Raw genomic sequence first — 19,799 nt, forward strand, 5'->3', positions numbered from 1 at the left:
ACTGATTGAGACCATAGCGGGTCTGAATGGGCAGGCCTGCCCTAGCGTGGTGGACAGCCGGGGGCGCGGCTCACCACCCCGCCCCGCTCCCCCACCGATCAGTCGGTCGCCGCCGTGCGCCGGTCGCCCTCGAGCCCGAGAACAGTGATGTCCGCTCCGCCCTCCGCCACCCTCCCCCCGCCCACCGAGCCGTTGCCCGTGCTCACGACGCGTCCGCCGTGGCGCCACACGTTCATCGCGCTGAGCGTGCCGAACTTCCGCCTCTGGACGGCCGGCAACTTCGTCGCGATGACCGCAGGGTGGATGCAGCGCATCGCGCAGGACTGGCTCGTGCTCGAGCTGACGGGCAGCGCCGCCGCCGTCGGCCTCACGGTGGCGATGCAGTTCGCGCCCATGCTGTTCTTCGGCCTGCTCGGCGGGGTGCTCGTCGACCGGTTCTCGAAGCGGGCGCTCATGGTCGTGACGCAGAGCGTCTTCGCGGTGCTCAGCCTCGGCCTCGCCGCGCTCACCCTGTCGGGCGCCGTCGAGGCGTGGCACGTCTTCGCCATCGCCTTCGCGACGGGACTCGTGACGGTCGTCGACAACCCCGCCCGCCAGGTGATCGTGAGCGAGCTCGTCGGGCACCGGCACCTGCGCAACGCCATCAGCGTGAACTCGAGCGTGTTCCAGCTCGGCGGCATGATCGGCCCCGCGATCAGCGGGGTGCTGCTGCTCGCCGTCGGCGCGGGCTGGGCCTTCGTCGTCAACGGCGTCGCCTGCGGCCTCGTCGTCGGCATGCTCGCCCTGCTCCGCACCTCGCAGATGACCCGCACGACGCCGTCGGCGCGTGGTCGCGGCCAGCTGCGGGAGGGGCTCGCCTACGCCCGGTCGAAGCCGACCATCGTCGTGCCGGTGCTGCTGGTGGCGGTCTACGCCGTCTTCGGCCTCACGATGCCCGTGCTGCTCGCGTCGTACGCCGCCGACGTCTTCGACGTGGGGGCGGGCGGCTACGGCCTCTTCAACTCCATGGTCGCCGTCGGCGCGCTGACCGGCGCCCTGCTGTCGACGCGTCGGGCGACCATCCGGCTGCGCACGGTCGTGCTCGGGCTGCTCGCCACCGGCGTGCTGCAGGCCGTCGCGGGCCTGCTGCCCGGCGTCGTCCCGTTCGCCCTCGTGCTCGTCGCGGTCGGCCTCGCGTCGCTGCTCTTCCTCACCGCGTGCAACCAGCTCGTGCAGCTGTCGAGCAACATCGGCATCCGCGGGCGGGTCATGTCGCTCTACGTGCTCGTGCTGCTCGGCGGCCAGGCGATCGGCGGGCCGCTGATGGGCGGCGTCGTCGAGGCGGCCGGCACCCACGTCGGCATGGTCGTCGCCGGGGGCGTCCCCGCGGTCGCGGCGGCCGTGACGGCCCTCGTGCTCGCCCGTCGGGGGCAGCTCACGCTGCAGGTGCGGGTGCGGCACCACCTGCCCATGGTGCAGATCGCGGCCCGGTAGCGGGGCCGGTCGGGGCCCGGGCTCAGACGCCGGGCGTGCGACCGGGCGCGCCGAACCCGATGGAGACGTCGAGGCGCCACGCCTTCGGCTCTCCCCCGACGTGCACCGTGCCGACGAAGCGCAGGCGGTCGCCGGCGCCGAGGCTCAGCACCCCGTGCACGTCGTCGTGGTCGACGAGGGTGAAGTCGATCTCGTGCTCGTCGAGCAGGTCGTCGTCGACCGTGGCGCCGAAGGTCGCGCCGTCGAATCGGAGCGGCACGTCGCGGAAGTGCAGTCGCGGCGGGTCGTCGGCCCAGTCGACCGCCCCCGGCAGGCGGGCCGCGACGACGGTGGCGTCGACCACCCCGTCGCTGCCGAGCGACACCGAGGAGGCGCGCAGGTCGATGCCGAGGTCGTCGTCGTCGATCCGGAAGCGGTTCTCCACCCGGCCCACGCTAGCGGCGCGGGCGGGGCGGCGGAATGGCCGCGCGCCTCCGGGTGTTCTGCCGGTCATGGAGAAGCGCATCGGGTTCTTGTCGTTCGGCCACTACCAGGACGTGCCGGGGTCGCGCACCCCCACCGCCCGGGAGGCGCTGGTCCAGTCGATCGAGCTGGCGGAGGCCGCCGAGGAGATCGGCATCGACGCCGCCTCGGTGCGCGTGCACCACTTCGCGAAGCAGCTCGCGAGCCCGTTCCCCCTGCTGGCCGCGATGGCCGCCCGCACGAGCCGCATCGAGCTCGGCACCGGCATCATCGACATGCGCTACGAGAACCCGCTGTCGATGGCCGAGCAGGCCGCCGCCGCCGACCTCATCAGCGCGGGCCGCCTGCAGCTCGGCGTGAGCCGGGGATCACCCGAGACGTCGCTGCGCGGCTACGAGGCGTTCGGCCACGTCCCCGCCGACGGCGAGACGGACGCCGACATGGCCCGGGGGCACACCGCCCTGTTCCGCTCGGCGATCGCCGGGGACGCCGTCACCACGAGCGACCCGCGGATGACCGGCTGGTCGAGCCCGCTCGCGATCGAGCCGCGCTCCCCCGGGCTCGGCGACCGCATCTGGTGGGGCTCCGGCACCCGGGCCACCGCGGTGTGGACGGCCGAGCAGGGCATGAACCTCATGAGCAGCACCCTCCTCACCGAGGACACCGGGGTGCCCTTCGACGAGCTGCAGGCGGAGCAGATCGCGCTCTACCGCGAGGCCTGGGCCGCCGCCGGCCACACCCGCACGCCGCGGGTCTCCGTGAGCCGCAGCGTGATCCCGATCACGACCGACGAGGACGAGCGCTACTTCGGCGTCCGGGCCCAGCACGACGCCCACGACCAGGTGGGGCTCCTCGACGGCGTGCAGTCGCGCTTCGGCAAGAGCTACGTCGGCGAGCCCGACGTCATCGCCGCCCAGCTCGCGGCGGACGCAGCCGTCCAGGCGGCCGACACGATCCACCTGACGGTGCCGAACCAGCTCGGCGTCGACTACAACGCCCGGCTGCTGCGGACCGTCGCCGAGCACGTCGCACCGGCGTTCGGCTGGTCGCCCGCGCTGGCCGGGAGCGCCGCGAAGGCCTGAGACCCGCGCAGGCACGACCGACGGGTCGCCGCCCTCCGCACCTGGTCGTGGGACCGGGCGGGAGGACGGCGACCCGTCGTCGTGCGTCGTGGGGACGAGCCCTCGGGCTCAGCCGCCGATCGGGGTCGGGTCGACCGGGTTCGGCGGCACCGGCAGCGAGCCGCGGATCCGGTTCTGGGCCTGGCACTGGCTCGTGCAGTTCGTGGCGCCGGCGCTGAGCTCGATCGCGTCCTCGCCGAGCACGCCGCCGAGGCGGCCGCCCGACGTCACGAGCCACTTGGTGACCGTGCCGCTCTGGAAGGTCTTCGTCGCGACCTGCGGGCTGTCCTTGCCGAGCAGCATCTGGTGCGCCCCGCCGCCCGACGTCACGGCGTCGACCCCGTCGCCGAAGTTGACCTTGCCCGTGTACTGGTTGACGAAGTAGAACAGGCCAGACCCGAGGGTGTGCACGAACTCGACGGGGGCGCCGAACTCCGACTCCATCTGGAAGATGCCGCCCTGGGCGCCGTCCTTCGCCTGGATCTTGAACTTCCCGGCCGCGGTCGAGAAGAGCAGCACGACGCTGTCGTCCTTGACCTCGAGGCTCTTGATCGTCGCGCCGGCGAGCTGCGCCGCGGTCAGCGTCGGCACCTTCGAGGCGAACACGACGGTCGGCCGCGTCACCATGCGCTGCGTGTCGGGGGCGCCGGTCAGCGTGTAGTCGTACACGCCGAGGGTCGCGACGTCGACGTCGAAGCCGTTGTTGACGCCCCGCACCTGGATGCGCTGGCCGGGGGCGATCCCGCCGAGCTTGACGCTCTTGCCGGGAGCGGGGTCGTAGGTGGTGCCGGCGACGGTGACGCGGTAGTCGCCGCCCGCGCTGGTCTTGCCGGAGGCGTTCGCGGGCACGCTGCCGAGGGCGAGCGACCCGGCGACGACGGCGGCGACGAGCGCCGCCGACCGGACGGTGCGGAGGAGGGACGAGGGCATGGCGGGAGCCTTCCGTGGAGGTCTGTCGCAGCCGACCTCGGCTGCTCTCCGAGTCTCGACGGACCCGTCTGCCCGCACCATCGGACCTTGGTACTAGTACCCGTGGTCCCGCGCCCAGAGCGCCGCGCTCGTGCGGTCGGCCACGCCGATCCGCCGGAAGATGCTGCCGGCGTGCGCCTTGACCGTGCGCTCGGCGATGTCGAGGTCTCGCGCGATCTGCTTGTTCGAGAGGCCGCGCCCGATCAGGCGCAGCACCTCGGCCTCGCGACCGGAGACGACCCGCGCCTCCTGCGGTCGCTCGGTCGCCGGGGCGGCGGGCGCCCGGGGAGGCACGGCACGGCCGGGCAGGACCGCCCGCGCCGCCCGCGGGTCGAGGGGCGCCCCGCCCGCCGCGGCCGCGCGGACCCCGGCGAGCACGGTCGCGGGGTCGGCGTCCTTGAGCAGGTAGCCGCTCGCGCCCGCCTCGAGGGCCGACCGCACGGTGCCCTCGTCCGGGAACGAGGTGAGCACGACCACGTGCGCGGCGCTGCCGCCGTCGACGAGGAGGCGCGTGGCCTCGATCCCGCCGAGGCCCGGCATCGAGACGTCCATGAGCACGACGTCGGGCTCGGTGTCGCGCACCACCGCGACGCCGCGCTCGCCGTCGCCCGCCTCACCGACCACCTCGAGGTCGTCGGCGGCGTCGACGAGGGCGCGGAGGCCGGCCCGGACGAGCGGGTGGTCGTCGACCACGACGACGCGGATCACGCGGCTCCCGCCGTCAGCCGCCAGCTCGTGCCCGTGCCGGGGGCGGTCGCGAGCTCGAGCGACGCCCCGGCCTCGACGGCGAGGTCGCGCAGGACGCGCAGGCCGAAGTGCGCGCGCTCGGGGTCGGCGAGCAGGGCGGGGTCGAACCCGACGCCGTCGTCGGCGACGGTCACGAGCAGGCCGCCTGCCCCGCCCGGCGAGCCCACGGTCGCCTCGGCCCTGCCCGGGCCCTCGACCACGACCTGGCACGAGGAGGCGCGGCTGTGCTTCACGACGTTCACCAGGCACTCCTGCACCACCCGGAAGACGAGCCGCTGCGCCTCGGGGGATGCGGCTCGGGCCGCCACGGGGTCGACGACGAGCCGCGTCGGCACGCCGCGGGCCCGGGCGGCCGCGACGAGGTCGGCGAGCGCCGGCTCGAGGCCGGCCTCGGCGAGGCTCGGGGGGTAGATGTCGACGAGGAGCGTGCGGAGGGCGCTCACGCTGCCCCGCACGGTCGAGGCGACGGCGTCGAGGCCGTCGGCGCCCGCGTCGTCGCCGCGCCCCCGGGCGGCGGCCGACCCGGCCGAGACCGCCAGCGACGTCGCGACGAGGTCCTGCACGACGCCGTCGTGCAGCGCGCCCGCGATCCGCCGCCGCTCGGCCGCGCTCGCGTCGAGGGCCCGCTCGAGCAGCGCCTCGCGGTGTCGGCGCGACGCCTGCAGCGCCCGGAGGAGGCGCGCGAGCACCGGCAGCAGCAGCAGCACGACGAGCACGATGCTGCCGATGGTGATGCCGGCGAAGCCCGCCCAGATCTGCCCGCTGCGCTGCACCACCTCGTCGTAGCGGAAGTACACCTCGGCGAGGAGGGGCTGGCCGCTCGTGGTCCGCACCGACCGGTAGGCCTCGAGGAGGCGCCCCTCGCCGCGCTCGTAGACGTTCTCGGGCTCGGTGAGGTCGGTCACCTCCGACTCGACGCCCGAGCCGCGGAGCGCCTCGAGGTCTTCCTCGCCGAGCTCGAACCGCTCGCCGATGAGCCTCGACTCGTCGCTCCAGACGACGAGGCCCGTCTCGTCCCAGATCTTGACGCGCGCGATGCTGTCGCTGAGGACGTGGTCGCGGACCACCGCGTCCATCTCGGCCCGCGCCTCCGGGTCGCCGTCGACGAGGGCGTCGGTGAGGGCCGGCTCGAGCAGCGCGTCGGAGATGCGGTCGGCACGGTCGGCCGCGTCGGCGACCGACTCGGCCTCGGCCAGGCGGCGGGCGGCCACGAGCGCCGCGACGGCGACGGCGACGATGACGAGCAGGGCGACGACGGCGACCCAGACGACGACGCGACGGGCGCTGGGGTCGCGGGGCGCGCCTCCGGCGGGGCGGTCGGGCCGGGCGACGACCCGCCAGGGCGGGGCGGGCGGTCGGGCCGGTGCCGACGGCGCGGCGGTGGGGACCGGCTCGCCGTGAGGGGTGCTCATCACCACATCATCGCCGACGGGCGGGCGGCATCGCGGCACGGCATGTCGCACGCGCGGCGTGCGCCGGGTGCGCGGTAGACAGGGGCCCATGTTCACCGACCTGCCCGAGGCCGCCCTCCGGGAGCACCGCAGCTCCCAGACCGAGCCCGCCGACTTCGACCGCTTCTGGGCCGACACCCTCGCCGAGACCCGCTCCCACGACCTCGACGTGCGCGTCGAGCAGGTCGAGACCGGGCTCGAGACCCTCGACGTCTGGGACGTCACCTTCGCCGGGTGGGCGGGCCAGCCCGTCCGCGCCTGGCTGCGCGTGCCCGCCGGCCGCACCGGCCCGCTGCCCGCCGTCGTGCAGTTCGTCGGCTACGGCGGAGGCCGTGGCGCGGCGGTCGAGAACCTGTTCTGGGCCTCGGCCGGCTTCGCCCACCTGCAGATGGACACCCGCGGCCAGGGGTCGGGCTGGAGCCGCGGCGACACCGCCGACCCCGACGGCTCCGGCCCCGCCCACCCCGGCGTCATGACCCGCGGCATCGACAGCGCCGAGACCTACTACTACCGCCGCGTGTTCGCCGACGCCGTGCGCGCCGTCGAGGCCGCGCGCTCGCTCGACGTGGTCGACGCCGACCGCGTCTCCGTCGTCGGCGGCAGCCAGGGCGGCGGCATCGCGCTCGCCGTCGCCGCGCTGGTGCCGGGCCTCGCGGCCGTGGCGGCGTACGTGCCGTTCCTCTGCGACTTCCGCCGCGCGACCGTCATCACCGACGCCGACCCGTACAAGGAGATCGGGCGGTACCTCGCCGTCCACCGTGACCGCGCCTCCGCGGTGCACGAGGTGCTCTCGTACTTCGACGGCGTCAACTTCGCGAGGCGGGCGACGGCGCCGGCGGTGTTCACCACGGCGCTGATGGACCCGACCTGCCCGCCGTCGACCGTGTTCGGCGCGTTCCACGAGTACGCCGGGCCGGCCGAGATCACGGTGTGGCCGTACAACGGCCACGAGGGCGGCGGCGTCGAGGACGACCTGCTGGCGCTCGCGGCGTTCCGGGCGGCCACCGCCTGACGCCGCGGCGCGTGCCGGTCGCCGACGGTGCCCGGGCCGCTCGGCTGCCCGGGCCCGGGACGCTCCCGGCGGCGGGGCGTTGACTCGGGGCATGAAGTCGATCATCTACACCGAGACCGGTCCCGCCTCCGACGTCCTGCGGCTCGTCGAGCGGGACGTCCCCGAGCCCGGAGCCGGCGAGGTGCGCGTGCGCGTCGTCGTGTCGGGCGTCAACCCCACCGACTGGAAGTCGCGGCAGGGCACGACGGGCCCCGACGAGCTGCCGTACCCGACGATCGTCCCCGACCAGGACGGCGCCGGGGTCGTCGACGCCGTCGGCGAGGGCGTCGACGACCTCGCGGTCGGCGACCGCGTCTGGTCGTTCATCTCCGCGAACGGGAACGCGACCGGCACCGCGCAGGAGTACACCGTCCTGCCGCGCGCCCGCGTCGTCGCCCTCCCCGACGGCGCCTCGTTCGACGTCGGTGCCAGCCTCGGCGTGCCCGCCATGACGGCGCACCGCGCGCTCACCGTGGCCGAGGACGGCCCCTCGCGCCTGTCGCCCGGCGCCCTCGACGGCGTGACCGTCCTGGTCTCCGGAGGCGCGGGTGCGGTCGGCCACGCCGCCATCCAGCTCGCGAGGTGGGCCGGCGCCACCGTCGTCACCACGATCTCGAACGACGAGAAGGCCGCCCTGGCCCGCGCCGCCGGGGCGCACCACGTCGTCAACTACCGGGAGCAGGACGCCGCGGCGGAGATCCGGCGCATCGCCCCCGACGGCGTGCAGGTCGCCGTCGAGGTCAACGTCGGCGCGAACGCGGAGCTGCTGTCGCAGGTCGTGGCGACCCGCGCCTCCGTGGCGATCTACGCCGACGACGGCGGGCCGGACGTCACCATCCCGGTGCGCCCGAACATGGGCACCAACACGCGGTACCAGTTCGTGCTGCTCTACACCGTCGGCGAGGAGGCGCTGCGGGCGGCCGCCGAGGACGTCACCGCCGCGGTCGCCGACGGCGCGCTCCCGGTCGGCGAGGAGGCGGGCCTGCCGCTGCACCGCTTCACGCTCGAGCAGACGGCCGCCGCCCACGAGGCGGTCGAGCGGAGCGTCACGGGCAAGGTGCTGATCGACGTGTCGCAGGGCTGACGGGCCTCCGCCGACCGGCCCGGGCGGGCAGCCCGCCCGGGCCACACGCGTCGGCCATCGCGTCGGGGCCCCGCCACCACTAGGCTCGGCGGGTGACCCGACCGAGCCGCCCGAGCCCGACGCCGCGCCCGGGACCCGCCCCCGTGAGCCCGGTCCAGGCCGAGGCGCTGCGCAGTCGCACCCTTCCTCCCGTCGAAGAGGTGCGGCACGGCGTGTGGTCGCTCTCGTTCGCGTTCGGCCACGGCATCGACGACCACTCCTTCGGCTACCTCGTCGAGGGCTCCGACGGGCGGCTGGCGATCATCGACCCGGGCTGGCACGGCGCCGACAACCTCGAGCGCCTCGGCGCCGCCCTCGCGACGATCGACCACGAGCTGTCGGACATCGACCTGATCGTGGTCACGCACCTGCACGTCGACCACCTGGGCGGGGCGGACGACCTGCGCCGCGCCTCCGGCGCCCGGCTCGCGATGCACGCGGCCGAGGAGCGGGCCCTCGACACCCGCGACGCCGACGCGGAGGCCGCCGACGCCGACGTCGACCGCTGGGGAGTCCCGGGCGACGAGCGCGACGCGCTGGTCGCGGCGTGGGGCTCGGGTCGCCGCCTGCTCTCGGTCGAGCCCGACCTCCTGCTCGCCGACGGCGACGTGCTGCCGATCGCGGGCCGCCGCCTCACCGTGGTGCACACGCCGGGCCACACCTCCGGCCACCTCTGCTTCGTCGAGCCCGACCAGCGGCTCGTCTTCACCGGCGACCACGTGCTGCCGCGCATCAACCCCGGCATCGGCCTCGGCGGCCGCACCGCGGCCAACCCGCTCGACGACTACCTCGCGTCGCTCGACCGTGTGTCGGCGCTCGACCAGGAGGGGGCCGACGCCCTCGAGGTCTGCCCCGGGCACGAGTACCGCTTCACCGGCCTGACCGAACGCGCGGAGGCGCTGGTCGCCCACCGCGCGGACCGCACCGACGACGCGGTGCGCGCCCTCGACGGGCTGCTCGCGGGCGACGCCGGGGCAGAGCCAGGCTCGGGCTCGGGCCCCGCCTCGGCCCCCGCGGCGCCGACGGTGTGGCAGGTCGCCGAGCGCATGACCGGCTGGCGCGGCGGCCTCCGCTCGATGAGCGGCTACGTGCTCGGCTCGGCCCTGGCGCAGACCGAGTGGCACCTGCGCGGCGCCGGCCGCGCGGGTGACCTCGCGGGCTGACCCGTCGACGCCGCGTCGCCGGGGCGACGCCCGGCGCCGCGCGGGAGCAGACTCGCGTCATGACGCCCCGCGCCGCCGCGACCACGCCGCCGACCGACCCCGACCGGCTCGGAGGCGTCGCCGCCGTGTCGCCGATGCTCGCGAAGGCCGTCGCCCGCGTGCCCGACGCCGACAGCGTCGAGGGCGGGCTCTCGTACGAGCCGAAGTGGGACGGCTTCCGCGGCGTCGTGTCGTGGGACGGCGAGACGCTCGAGATCAGCAGCCGGGGGTCGAAGCCGCTGACGCGCTACTTCCCCGAGCTGGTCGAGGCCCTGCCGCCCCTGCTGCCGGGGCCGTGCGTGCTCGACGGCGAGATCGTCCTCCGTCGCGGCGACGCGGGGAACGAGCGGCTGGACTGGGATGCCCTCTCGCAGCGGATCCACCCCGCGGCCTCGCGCATCGCCACGCTCTCGACGGAGACCCCCGCGTCGTTCGTCGCGTTCGACCTGCTCGCTGAGCCCGCCGACGACGGCGCCTCGGTCAGCCTGCTCGACCGCCCGTTCCGGGAGCGAAGGGCGGCCCTCGAGCGCCTCCTGGCCGACGTCGCGGCGCCCCTGCACCTCAGCCGGACGACGACCGACGCCGGGACGGCCCGCCGCTGGCTCGACGAGTTCGAGGGCGCCGGTCTCGACGGCGTCGTGGCCAAGCCCCTCGACGCGCCGTACGCCCCCGGCAAGCGGACCCTGCTCAAGATCAAGCACCACCGCACGGCCGACGTCGTCGTGCTCGGCTACCGCGTGCACAAGAGCGGCCGCGGCGTGGGGTCGCTGCTGCTGGGGCTGCACGACGCCGCCGGCGAGCTGCGGAACGTCGGAGGCGCCTCCGCGTTCTCCGACGCCCGTCGCCTCGAGCTCGTCGACGAGCTGGCCGACCTCGTCGTGCACGACGCCGAGGGCGGGGTCGAGCACGCCGAGACCGAGCGCAGCCGGTTCTCGTCGGGCAAGGACGTGTCGTACGTGCCGCTCCGGCCCGAGCGCGTCGTCGAGGTGCGCTACGACCAGATGGAGGGCGACCGCTTCCGCCACACCGTGCAGGTCGAGCGCTGGCGCGACGACCGGGAGGCCGCCTCGTGCGGCTTCGACCAGCTCGAGGTGCCGGCGGCGTACGACCTCGGGGAGGTGCTGGTCCGCAGCTGAGGCGGGGCGCGCCTCCTACGCCCTGTCGGGCTCCACGGCGTCGCTCGGCGCTGCGGCCTCGTCGTGGTCCGCGGCCTTCTTCGCCCGGCTCGGCTGGACGCGGGGCGGCTCGCCCGGCATCTTCGGGAAGTCGGGCGGGAAGGGCAGCTCGCCGAGCCCCGCCTCGACGTCGCGCTCCCACCAGCCGAGCAGCCCGTCGATCGTGCCGGGCTCGTCGTGCAGGTGCTGCCAGGGGTCGCCCACGGTGCGCAGCCGCCCGGGGGCGGTGAGCACCGTGAAGGCGGCGGGGTCGACACCGTCGAGCTCGTCCCAGGCGACCGGCATCGACACGGAGGCACGGGGCAACGCCCGGGGAGACCAGGCCCCGGCCATGGTGCGGTCGCGGTTCGCCTGGTTGTAGTCGACGAAGACGCGGGCGCCGCGCTCCTCCTTCCACCACGAGGTGGTCACGGCGTCCGGCAGGCGGCGCTCGAGCTCGCGGGCCGCCGCGATGACGGCGTGCCGCACGTCGAGGAACTCGTGCGTCGGCTCGATCGGGGCGAACACGTGCAGGCCCCGGTTGCCGCTCGTCTTGACGAACGCGGCGAGGCCGGCGTCGGCGAGCACCCGGCGCAGCTCGTGGGCGGCGACCACCGCGTCGGCGACGTCGGTGCCGGGCTGCGGGTCGAGGTCGACGCGCAGCTCGTCGGGCAGGTCGCTCGCGGCGGCGCGCGAGGCCCAGGGGTGGAAGACCACGGTGTTCATCTGCGCGGCCCAGACCGCGGCGGCGGGCTCGTCGACGACGACCTGGGGGTGCGACCGGCCGCTCGGGTACGTGACGACGACGCTGCCGACGTAGTCGGGCGCGCCGCGGGGCGGGTTCTTCGAGAAGTACTGGTCGCCCTCGACGCCGTCGGGGAAGCGCTGCAGCGACACGGGCCGGCCGCCGTTCGCCCGGACGAACGCGTCGCCGACGTCGACGAGGTACCGCGCGAGGTCGAGCTTCGTCACCCCGAGGTCGGGCCACAGCACGCGCGACGGGCTCGAGATCCGCACCTCTCGGTCGCCCACGGTCAGCATCGTCGCCTCGGTCGCCATGCCTCACCGTAGCCCCGCGGAGCCGCCGACCGGCCGGGGCCGAGTACGCTCGGCCGGTGACCTCCCCCCTCCGCATCGCGCTCGTGTCGCTGCACACCTCCCCCGGCGCCGACCCCGGATCGGGCGACGTCGGCGGCATGAACGTCGTCGTGCGCAACCAGGCCGAGGCGCTCGCCGCCGCGGGCCACCACGTCGAGATCCTCACGCGCCGTTCGTCGCCGGACGAGCCCGGGTCGACCGAGCTCGCGCCCGGCGTCACGCTGCGCTTCCTGACCGCCGGGCCCGTCGAGACGGTGCCGAAGGGCCGTCACGAGGAGTTCGTCGACGAGTTCCGCGACCGCCTCGCCGAGCAGGGCCCGTTCGACGTCATCCACTCGCACCACTGGTTCAGCGGCATGGCGGCGCTCCCGGTCGCCCGCGACCGCGGGGTGCCCCACGTGCAGAGCTTCCACTCGATCGCGGCGGCCGACAGCACGCCGCTCTCCCACGGCGAGCGGGCCGAGTCGCCCGGGCGCCTCGCCGGCGAGATCCACCTCGCCCGCGAGAGCGACGCCGTCGTCGCCATCAGCCACGCCGAGGCCGAGACCGTCACGACGCGCCTCGGGGGCGACCCCTCCCGCGTGGCCGTCGTGCTGCCGGGCGTCGACGCGGTGCTCTTCCGCCCGGCCGCGGACGCGGGCACGGTCGACGGACACGAGGAGGCGCGGGCCGGCACCGCCTCGCGCCCCTCCGTCGTCGTCGCGGGCCGGCTCGAGCCGCTCAAGGGACCGGACCTCGCCATCGAGGCGGTCGCCTCCGTCCCCGCAGCGCTGCGTCCCGAGCTCGTCATCGCCGGCGGCGCCTCCACCGAGCACGCCGGCTACGAGGCCGACCTCGCCGCCCTCGCCGACCGCCTCGACCTCGACGTCCGCTTCCTCGGACCGCAGACCCGGCCCGGCCTCGCGACGCTGCTCCGCGGGGCACGGCTCGTGCTCGTGCCGTCGCACTCCGAGACGTACGGCCTCATCGCCCTCGAGGCGGCGGCCAGCGGCACGCCCGTCGTGGCCGCGTCGTCGGGCGGACTCCGCGAGTCCGTCGTCGACGGCGTGACCGGCGTCGTGCTCGACTCGCGCGACCCGGCGACCTGGGGCGCGGTGCTGACGCGGGTGCTCGGCGACCGGGAGCTGTGGGATCGGCTGGCCCGCGCCTCCCGCGCCCGCGCCCTGGAGCACCCCTGGTCGTTGTCGGCCGCCGAGCTGTCGGACGTCTACTGCCGGCTCGTCGGCAGCGACCCGTGCCGGGCGCTCGCGGCGGCCGGCGGGCGGCCGTAAGGGCTGCCCGGCTGGCCCTGCTGATCGCCTCGCCTCGCCTCGAACCGCGTCGAACCGCATTCCGATCCAGGAACCGCGTTTCTTCGCGGTTCATGGATCGGAACGCGGTTCTTCGCGAAGCGGCGCAGGTCGTCAGACGGGCGGAGTCTCCATCCGTGCGGAGGCGGCCGCGGCGTGCGCCCGGACCAGCGCGTCGTGCAGGTCGGCGGCGACGAGGTGCTGCTCCTCGTTGAGCAGCACGATCGAGCCCCGGTCGGCCACGTCGAGCACGACCCAGCGACCACCCCGGTAGCGGCGCCGCCGGTCGACCGGCTCGACGCTGACCGGGCCGAGCACCTCGACCGGCCACTCCTCAGGCCGGACGCCCCGCAGTCGCGCCGCCCAGCGAGGGACGTACCGGAGGCGCGTGGTGGAGAGGGCGAAGACGCCTCCGAACCCGGCCCCTCCCGTCGGCAGGATCAGCTGGGCGCTCGTGCCCCAGAGGAGGTGCTCGTCGGCGTCGGTCGGGAAGCGGCGCCAGGCGTGGACGGCCCGCACGTCGCCGACGATCTGAGCGCCGAGGGCGATGAGCAGCACCACGTAGACGATGACCATCACGGTCTCCAGAGCACGGTCGTCGTCGTCGGCGAGCTGCAGGCACAGCAAGCCCACTCCGAGCAAGACGAACCCGATCTGGTTCAGGGCTCGGCGGCGGAGGCCGCGCTCGGACGGCCATTCGGTCGGGCCCGGCATCGTCGCGGGGCGCCGTTCGTCGTCGGGAGCCATCGCTCGACCCTGACACAGGCAGCACCGTCGGGTCCGCGGGCAGCCGGGCATCCACCCGAGGTCCACCTCCGGGTGCCTCGCCCTGCCTCGAACCGCGTTCCGCTCCGAGAACCGAGTTTCTTCGCGGTTCATGGATCGGAACGCGGTTCTTCGCGAAGTGGCCCCGTGAAGCGCGGGGCGGCGAGGTGCGGTGCGGCGCGACCCGGCTCAGTCGGCGGAGGCTCGCGTGAAGCCCGACTGGAAGGCGAACACCGCCGCCTGCACTCGGGTCCGGCAGCCCGTCTTGGCGAGCAGGCTGGAGATGTGGCTCTTGACGGTCGCTGTGCTCACGTAGAGCTCGCGGGCGATCTCGACGTTGCTGAGGCCTCGGGCCACGGCGTCGAGCACGTCCCGCTCCCGCTCGCTGAGCGCCGCGAGCGCCGTCCGCTGCAGGGCGTCGCCCGTGGGCTGGGGCGCCGGCGAGACCCGCTGCTCGATGAGGGCGCGGGTCATCGCGGGGTCGATGAGCGAGTCGCCGCGGGCCGCCGACCGGACGGCCGCCGCGATGAGGTCGGGCCCGCTGTCCTTGAGGAGGAAGCCGGAGGCGCCGGCCGCGATGCCGTCGAACAGATGCTCGTCGTCGTCGAACGTCGTGATGAGCACGACGGCGCAGCCGACCGCGGGGATGATCCGACGTGTCGCGGAGATGCCGTCGAGCCGGGGCATGCGGATGTCCATCACGATGACGTCGGGCCGCAGCGCGTGGGCGTCGCGGACGGCGTCCTCGCCGTCGGCGCCCTGGCCGACGACCTCGATGTCGGGCTCGGCGTCGAGCATGGCGGCGAGGCCGGTACGGGCGATGGGCTGGTCGTCGACGACCAGCACGCGGAGCGTCATGCGGTCCTCCCCCGGACGCGACCGACGAGCGACCGACCCGCCCGTCGAGCCCGCGGGGCATCGGCGACGCGATCGTCGTGCGGCAGCTCGGCGGTCACGGACCACCCGGTGCCGTCCTGCCCCGGCCCGCTGGTCAGCGTGCCGCCCAGCGCCGACACGCGGTCGCGCATCGAGGGCAGGCCGGACCCGCCCCGGGGCATGTCGGGGAAGCGCTCGCGTGCCGGCCCCGGGTCGGAGACGAGCACCGTCCAGCCCGACTCCCCCTGGCGCACGGCGAGACGGACCTCGTGCGCCGACGAGTGGAGCATGGCGTTCGTGAGGCTCTCCTGCACGACGCCGAGCACCGCCTCGCGCTGGGGCGAGGGCACGTCGTCGCCGAGGGAGACGTCGCTCTCGACGGCGTACCCGATCGACCGCAGCCGGCCGACGTGCCGGTCGAGCTCGTCGGCCACGGTCGTCGGTGCGGAGCCCCCGCCCGCGGGCGCCGCCTTGAGCATGCGGACGACGCCGCGGATGCGTCCGAGCACGTCCTGCCCGCCCTCGGCGATCTCGCGCATGGCGGGAACGAGCTGGTCGGGCCGCTGGTCGGCCACGCGCAGCGCCGCCTGGGCCCGGATCACGAGGGCGGCGACGTGGTGGGCGACCTCGTCGTGGACGTCGCGGGCGATGCGCGTGCGCTCCTGCTCGGCGATGCGGGCCACCTCGCCGGCCCGCAGCTCGAGCAGCTCGGAGTTCTTCTCGGCGAGCTCGGCCGTCGCCTCCCGCTGGCGCCGCAGCAGCACGGCCACTAGCACGACCAGGCCGCAGGCGACGAACTGGCCGACCAGGATCGAGCGGTCCTGCCCGGTGTCGAGCAGCAGGGCCCGGGTCAGCGGGGCGCCGTCGACGCCCGCGGCGGCGATGTCGCGCCAGGGCAGGACGACGAGCACCGCGAGGGTGCCGAACGTCGCCGCGGAGGCGACGATCGGGCCCCGGCCCGAGATGAGCAGGAACGCCACGACGGCGAGCGGGACGAGCCCCTCGGGCGGCCCGACGTAGAGGCCGTACAGGGCCGGCGGCAGCGGGGCGATCGTCGTGTAGGCCGTGAAGGCCGTCACGTTGACGAGCGTCTCGACCGGCCAGCGCTCGACGGTCGCCGCGCCGACGAGCGCGACGACGCCGAGGTAGAGGTAGCCGGGCAGGGCCTGCGGGTACCACTCGAGCCGCAGGGCGAGGGCCAGCGACGCGAAGTACGCCGCGCCGACGAGCGCGATCACGCCGAGGCGCCAGGCCTCGCGCCGTGGGGTGCGCGGCCAGGCGACCGGGCCGGGGGTCGCGCGGCGGACGGTCGCCGCCGGTCGGGTCGTCTGCACGGTGACCACGCTAACGCCGCCCCACGGGCACGTTCTCGGCCGAAGGGATGAACCCGGGCCCCGACTCCGGCCCCGGTTCCGGTTCCGGCCCCGCGAGCGCGAGCAGCTCGGCGACCGACGCCGCGAGGTCGGCGCTCCGCGGGCGAGGGATCGGCTCCGGCCCGAGGCAGCGCGCGAGCAGCCGCTCGACCAGGCCTGCCCGACGCGTGATCTCGGCGGCCTCGAGCGTCCCGGGCAGGATGCGCACCTCGACGGTGTCGCGGAGCGGCTCGTCGGTGAGGAGCTGGGTGAGGTTCACGTCGACGTACTTCGTCAGCCCGGTGCGGGAGGCGGCGGCCTGCAGGCGCGACCAGTCCGCGGGCTGGTCCGCGCCTCCCGCGTCCGGCTGCTCGACGAGCTCGAGCAGGGCCTCGGGCAGCGGGGCCAGGCGCGTGCAGTGCGGGTTCGTCGAGAGCGCGGCCCGGAGCGGCTCGCGCCACCAGCCGAACAGCCGGACGAGGTCGCCGAACGCCCTGACCGACCGGAACGGGGCCCCGTCGAGGTGCAGGTGCACGGCGGCCTCGTGCGGGACGGTGAACCCGAGCTCGCGGGCCGGGCCGAGCAGCGCCTCGAGGGCGGCCTCGTGGTCGCGCTCGAGCGGCGGGGTGACGATCTCGCACGGGCGCTCGCGGCCGAGGGCGAGGCCCGCGGCGAGCGCGATGCTCGCCCCCGAGGCGTCCCGCAGGCGGCGGACGTCGCCCACGGTCTCGACGGCGCTGCCGAACAGCCGCGCCACGTCGTCGAGCACGCGGTCGAAGGGGGTGTCGGCGGGGGTGTGGAGGGCGATGAGGCGCAGGAGGCGCGGGTCGTCCGAGAGCACCCGGTACTGGTGGTCGTCGGGCCGGGTCGGCGCCGGCGGGGTCGAGGTGCGCTGTGCCTCCTCGTGCTCGCGGCGGAGGTCGGCCACGAGGGTGACGTCGTCGACGAGGGACGCGAGGGGGCGGCCGGCGGCGTCGGCCACGGAGAAGCCGGGCGTGAGGTGCCAGAAGTGGCCCATGCCGGGCACGAGCGACGGCTCGGAGTCGGTGTGGGAGGTGCGAGTCACGGTGCCGCCGTGGTCGGCCGCGAGACGGTCGGCGAGGGTTCGGCGGCTGCTGCCGGGCGGGGCCGTCAGCTCGATCTCGAAGCCGATGCGGGAGCGGAGGGTGGTCATGGGGCTCTCGGGTCGTCGTGGTGGAGCAGGGGCAGGAGCGGGGCCAGGGGCAGGGGCAGGGGCAGGCGCAGGGTGCGTGACCCGGCGGGCGAGGCCGGGCGGCGCCGCCCGGCCCCGCTGCGGGGGCTGCTACAGGGGCAGGTCGTCGCCGGCGAGCAGGGCCGCGCCGGCCCGGACCGTCGCCGTGCGCGTGTCGACCTGCCAGAGGCCGGCGAGCTGGGCCGCCTCGGCGTCGCCGTAGCGGACGAGGGAGAAGGCCCGTGCCTTCTCGTCGTCGGTGTACGTGGCCGGGGCCGCGGGCACGGACTGGTGCTCGAGCAGCAGGCCGCCGGCCTTCGCCTTGGCGTCGGCGATGGTCGGGCTGCCCCAGGCGAGGGCGAGGCCGAGCACCTGGGTGAAGTCCGACGCCCACGTGTCGGTGGTGCCGTTCGCGTAGTACGCCGCCTGCTGCTGATCGGCGGTGTAGCTCGCCGTCTCGGCCTCGTCGACGCCGAAGGGCAGGTCGGTGCCGGCCGTGATCTTCGCGCCGGCCTTGCCCTGGGCGGTGACCACGTCGACCCCCCACACCACGGCGAGGTTCAGCGCGTCGTCGGCGTAGGGCGAGGCGGCGAACGCGGCGAGGTCGGCGTCGGTGTAGACGACCTTCGGCGCCGACGCGGCTTCCTGGCTCGACGACGCGGCCGGGGAGCTGCCGGGGGCCGCGAGGGCGCCCATCGCCCCGAGGCCGGCGATCGAGCCGGTCACGGCGCAGGCGACGGCGACGGTCGCCCCGACGCGGCGGAAGGCGCTGCCGGGGCCGCGTCGACGGGCCTCGGTGGTCTCGTGCTGGGTGTCCATGTCGTTCTCCTCGTTCGTGTCGGCGGGAGGTGGGGCGGTGCGCCCCGGTGCCGACAGGGACCGACGCTAGGAGCCGCCGTCGACGCTCGTCGAGCTTCGCAGAGCCCTTCTGGCCGCGCGACCCTCCGGTCGTGGCCCTGGGGATGGTTCTGCCTCGGGAGGCTCCGCCGAAGGGATGATCGGTCAGCTCTGGCGACCCGGTCGACCGGACCGGAGCCACGTGGCCGTCAGGCCGATCGTCTCGGCGAACTCGTCGAGGGACGGCCTGTCGAGGAACGCGTGCCGGGTGCCCGGCAGCACGTGGTGCTCGACGGCCGTGCCCGCCGCGGCGAGCTCCGCCGCGAACAGGTCGCCGGAGGCCCGCATGTTGTCCCTCTCCGCGTTCACCACCAGGGTCGGCGGGAAGCCGCGGAGGTCGTGCCCGCCCGGGAAGGCGTGGCGCTCACCGAGGGAGCTCCGCGACCCGACGTAGTTCCGGTTCGCCGCGTCCATCCCCCGGGGCGCGTGCGTGAGGCGACGCCGACCCGGCGAGCGCTGCGAGGCGTCGCGCGCCCGCGGGTGCAGGGCGTGGAAGAACCCGTAGGCGAGGACGGACCCGACGGGCGGACGGCCCTCGTCCGACGCGCGGAGGACGGCACCGGCGGCGATGCAGGCACCGGCGCTCGCGCCTCCCACGACCACTCCCCCGGGCGACCGCTCGCCGACCGCGTGGAGGGCGGCGAGGACGTCGTCGAGCGCCGCCGGGTAGCGGCCGCGCGGTCGCCCGGCGGCGGTCCGCACCCACGGCATCCCCGGAGGCGGCGCCAGGCGGTAGTCGACGGTCGCCACCGTGACCCCGCGCCGGGCGAGCGCGATGGCGACGTCGTGCGCCTCCGGCTGGTCGAGGCCGCCCCGGAAGAACCCCCCGCCGTGCAGCCAGAGCAGGGTCGGCCCCGGTCCCCCGACCTCGTCGCCGACACCGGGGTCGTACCAGCGGACCGGCACCCCGTCCACCAGCTCGTCGCGCCCCCGGATCTCCATGCCCGCCAGCGTCCCACACGGCACCCGCCGGCCCGTGCACCTGCCTGAGAGCCGACCGCCCGCGCCTCGTAAACTCGACCCGGGCCGTGACGCCGCGGCCGCACCGCACCCCGAGCCCGGAGGCCCCATGCCCGACGACGACCTGCTCCGCACCCTCACCGAGCAGGAGGAGCGGCTCACCTTCCGCCGCTTCACCCTCGACACCGCGCTCGACCTCGGCCAGCACGTCCTCGCCGAGGCCCGTCGCCGTGGCCTCGGCGTCACCGTCTCCGTCCGCAAGGGCACGCAGCGGGTCTTCCACGCCGCCCTGCCCGGCACCTCGGCCGACAACGACGAGTGGGTCGACCGCAAGGCGCGCGTCGTCGAGCGCTACGGCACGGCCTCGTACCGGGTGGGCGAGAAGTTCCGCGTCGAGGGCGGCACCTTCGAGCAGAAGTCGCGGCTCGACCCCGAGCTCTACGCCGCGCACGGCGGCGTCTTCCCGGTGATCGTCGAGGGCGTGGGCCCGGTGGGCAGCGTCGGCGTCTCCGGCCTCCCCCAGGCCGACGACCACGCGCTGGTCGTCGAGCTCGTCGAGGACTTCCTCGCCCACGGCTACGACAGCTGACGTCCGTCCGATGACCGGTCGCCACGAC

Annotated in this window: 18 protein-coding genes and 1 pseudogene; 8 read left to right on the forward strand and 11 right to left on the reverse strand. The window is 75.5% G+C overall.

All coding sequences use genetic code 11. The features are described 5' to 3' along the window. Positions 1-147 precede the first annotated feature (147 nt). A pseudogene (locus EDF38_RS08250) lies at positions 148-1,470 on the forward strand (MFS transporter); the annotation flags it as partial. A gap of 25 nt (positions 1,471-1,495) precedes the next feature. On the opposite strand, the gene EDF38_RS08255 reads toward EDF38_RS08250, so the two are convergent. After that, positions 1,496-1,897 (reverse strand): hypothetical protein, encoded by a 402-nt coding sequence (locus EDF38_RS08255; RefSeq protein ID WP_123354784.1) that lies wholly within the window; start codon positions 1,895-1,897, stop codon positions 1,496-1,498. Positions 1,898-1,964: 67 nt separating this feature from the next. On the opposite strand from EDF38_RS08255, the gene EDF38_RS08260 reads away from it, so the two are divergent. Next, positions 1,965-3,017, forward strand: a complete 1,053-nt coding sequence (locus tag EDF38_RS08260) for an LLM class flavin-dependent oxidoreductase (RefSeq protein WP_123354785.1) — start codon at positions 1,965-1,967, stop codon at positions 3,015-3,017. Positions 3,018-3,125: 108 nt separating this feature from the next. Here EDF38_RS08260 and EDF38_RS08265 read toward each other — a convergent pair whose 3' ends face one another. The 3 genes from EDF38_RS08265 to EDF38_RS08275 all read right to left on the reverse strand — a co-directional run bounded on the left by EDF38_RS08265 (position 3,126) and on the right by EDF38_RS08275 (position 6,184). Continuing rightward, entirely contained in the window at positions 3,126-3,986 is an 861-nt protein-coding gene (locus tag EDF38_RS08265) for a hypothetical protein (RefSeq protein WP_123354786.1), read from the reverse strand. Between the two features lie 93 nt (positions 3,987-4,079). Beyond that, positions 4,080-4,733 carry a response regulator transcription factor gene (locus EDF38_RS08270; RefSeq protein ID WP_123354787.1) on the reverse strand — a complete coding sequence of 218 codons (654 nt, stop codon included), beginning with the start codon at positions 4,731-4,733 and terminating at the stop codon, positions 4,080-4,082. Further along, a complete protein-coding gene (locus EDF38_RS08275; protein WP_123354788.1) occupies positions 4,730-6,184 on the reverse strand; it encodes a sensor histidine kinase in 1,455 nt (484 codons plus the stop codon). The genes EDF38_RS08270 and EDF38_RS08275 overlap by 4 nt, the downstream gene beginning before the upstream one ends. 88 nt (positions 6,185-6,272) lie before the next feature. Here EDF38_RS08275 and EDF38_RS08280 point away from each other — a divergent pair, with 88 nt between their 5' ends. The 4 genes from EDF38_RS08280 (at position 6,273) to EDF38_RS08295 (ending at position 10,735) form a co-directional block, all read left to right on the forward strand. Then, complete coding sequence (locus EDF38_RS08280) at positions 6,273-7,235, forward strand: acetylxylan esterase (RefSeq protein ID WP_123354789.1); 963 nt, start codon at positions 6,273-6,275, stop codon at positions 7,233-7,235. A gap of 91 nt (positions 7,236-7,326) precedes the next feature. Continuing rightward, the gene (locus EDF38_RS08285; protein ID WP_123354790.1) at positions 7,327-8,358 is read left to right on the forward strand and encodes an NADPH:quinone reductase; all 1,032 of its coding nucleotides are present in this window, start codon (positions 7,327-7,329) and stop codon (positions 8,356-8,358) included. Between the two features lie 92 nt (positions 8,359-8,450). After that, positions 8,451-9,560 carry an MBL fold metallo-hydrolase gene (locus EDF38_RS08290; RefSeq protein ID WP_123354791.1) on the forward strand — a complete coding sequence of 370 codons (1,110 nt, stop codon included), beginning with the start codon at positions 8,451-8,453 and terminating at the stop codon, positions 9,558-9,560. Positions 9,561-9,619: 59 nt separating this feature from the next. Continuing rightward, on the forward strand, positions 9,620-10,735 hold the full coding sequence (locus tag EDF38_RS08295; protein WP_255409847.1) for an ATP-dependent DNA ligase: 1,116 nt from the start codon (positions 9,620-9,622) through the stop codon (positions 10,733-10,735). A gap of 15 nt (positions 10,736-10,750) precedes the next feature. Here EDF38_RS08295 and ligD read toward each other — a convergent pair whose 3' ends face one another. After that, positions 10,751-11,812, reverse strand: coding sequence for a non-homologous end-joining DNA ligase (gene ligD, locus EDF38_RS08300; RefSeq protein WP_199734615.1), 1,062 nt, complete (start codon positions 11,810-11,812; stop codon positions 10,751-10,753). A gap of 56 nt (positions 11,813-11,868) precedes the next feature. Here ligD and EDF38_RS08305 point away from each other — a divergent pair, with 56 nt between their 5' ends. Beyond that, the gene (locus tag EDF38_RS08305) at positions 11,869-13,122 is read left to right on the forward strand and encodes a glycosyltransferase (RefSeq protein ID WP_233572304.1); all 1,254 of its coding nucleotides are present in this window, start codon (positions 11,869-11,871) and stop codon (positions 13,120-13,122) included. A 132-nt stretch (positions 13,123-13,254) separates the two neighbouring features. Here EDF38_RS08305 and EDF38_RS08310 read toward each other — a convergent pair whose 3' ends face one another. The 6 genes from EDF38_RS08310 to EDF38_RS08335 form a co-directional block, all read right to left on the reverse strand. Beyond that, the gene (locus EDF38_RS08310) at positions 13,255-13,887 is read right to left on the reverse strand and encodes a hypothetical protein (RefSeq protein WP_123354792.1); all 633 of its coding nucleotides are present in this window, start codon (positions 13,885-13,887) and stop codon (positions 13,255-13,257) included. A 207-nt stretch (positions 13,888-14,094) separates the two neighbouring features. Further along, positions 14,095-14,763 (reverse strand): response regulator transcription factor, encoded by a 669-nt coding sequence (locus EDF38_RS08315; RefSeq protein WP_123354793.1) that lies wholly within the window; start codon positions 14,761-14,763, stop codon positions 14,095-14,097. Then, complete coding sequence (locus EDF38_RS08320; protein WP_148061465.1) at positions 14,760-16,115, reverse strand: sensor histidine kinase; 1,356 nt, start codon at positions 16,113-16,115, stop codon at positions 14,760-14,762. Before EDF38_RS08320 ends, EDF38_RS08315 begins: the two co-directional genes overlap by 4 nt. Before the next feature lie 10 nt (positions 16,116-16,125). Beyond that, entirely contained in the window at positions 16,126-17,307 is a 1,182-nt protein-coding gene (locus tag EDF38_RS08325; protein ID WP_123354795.1) for an amidoligase family protein, read from the reverse strand. A gap of 129 nt (positions 17,308-17,436) precedes the next feature. Then, a complete protein-coding gene (locus EDF38_RS08330; protein WP_123354796.1) occupies positions 17,437-18,144 on the reverse strand; it encodes a hypothetical protein in 708 nt (235 codons plus the stop codon). A gap of 183 nt (positions 18,145-18,327) precedes the next feature. Then, positions 18,328-19,164: an alpha/beta hydrolase gene (locus tag EDF38_RS08335; RefSeq protein ID WP_158613333.1), complete on the reverse strand. Its 837-nt coding sequence runs from the start codon at positions 19,162-19,164 to the stop codon at positions 18,328-18,330. Between the two features lie 127 nt (positions 19,165-19,291). Between EDF38_RS08335 and EDF38_RS08340 the strand changes: the two genes are divergently transcribed. Beyond that, the gene (locus EDF38_RS08340; protein ID WP_123354798.1) at positions 19,292-19,771 is read left to right on the forward strand and encodes a heme-degrading domain-containing protein; all 480 of its coding nucleotides are present in this window, start codon (positions 19,292-19,294) and stop codon (positions 19,769-19,771) included. The last annotated feature ends 28 nt before the right edge of the window (positions 19,772-19,799 follow it).

It is taken from the genome of Frigoribacterium sp. PhB160, assembly GCF_003751785.1.
Taxonomy (GTDB): domain Bacteria; phylum Actinomycetota; class Actinomycetes; order Actinomycetales; family Microbacteriaceae; genus Frigoribacterium.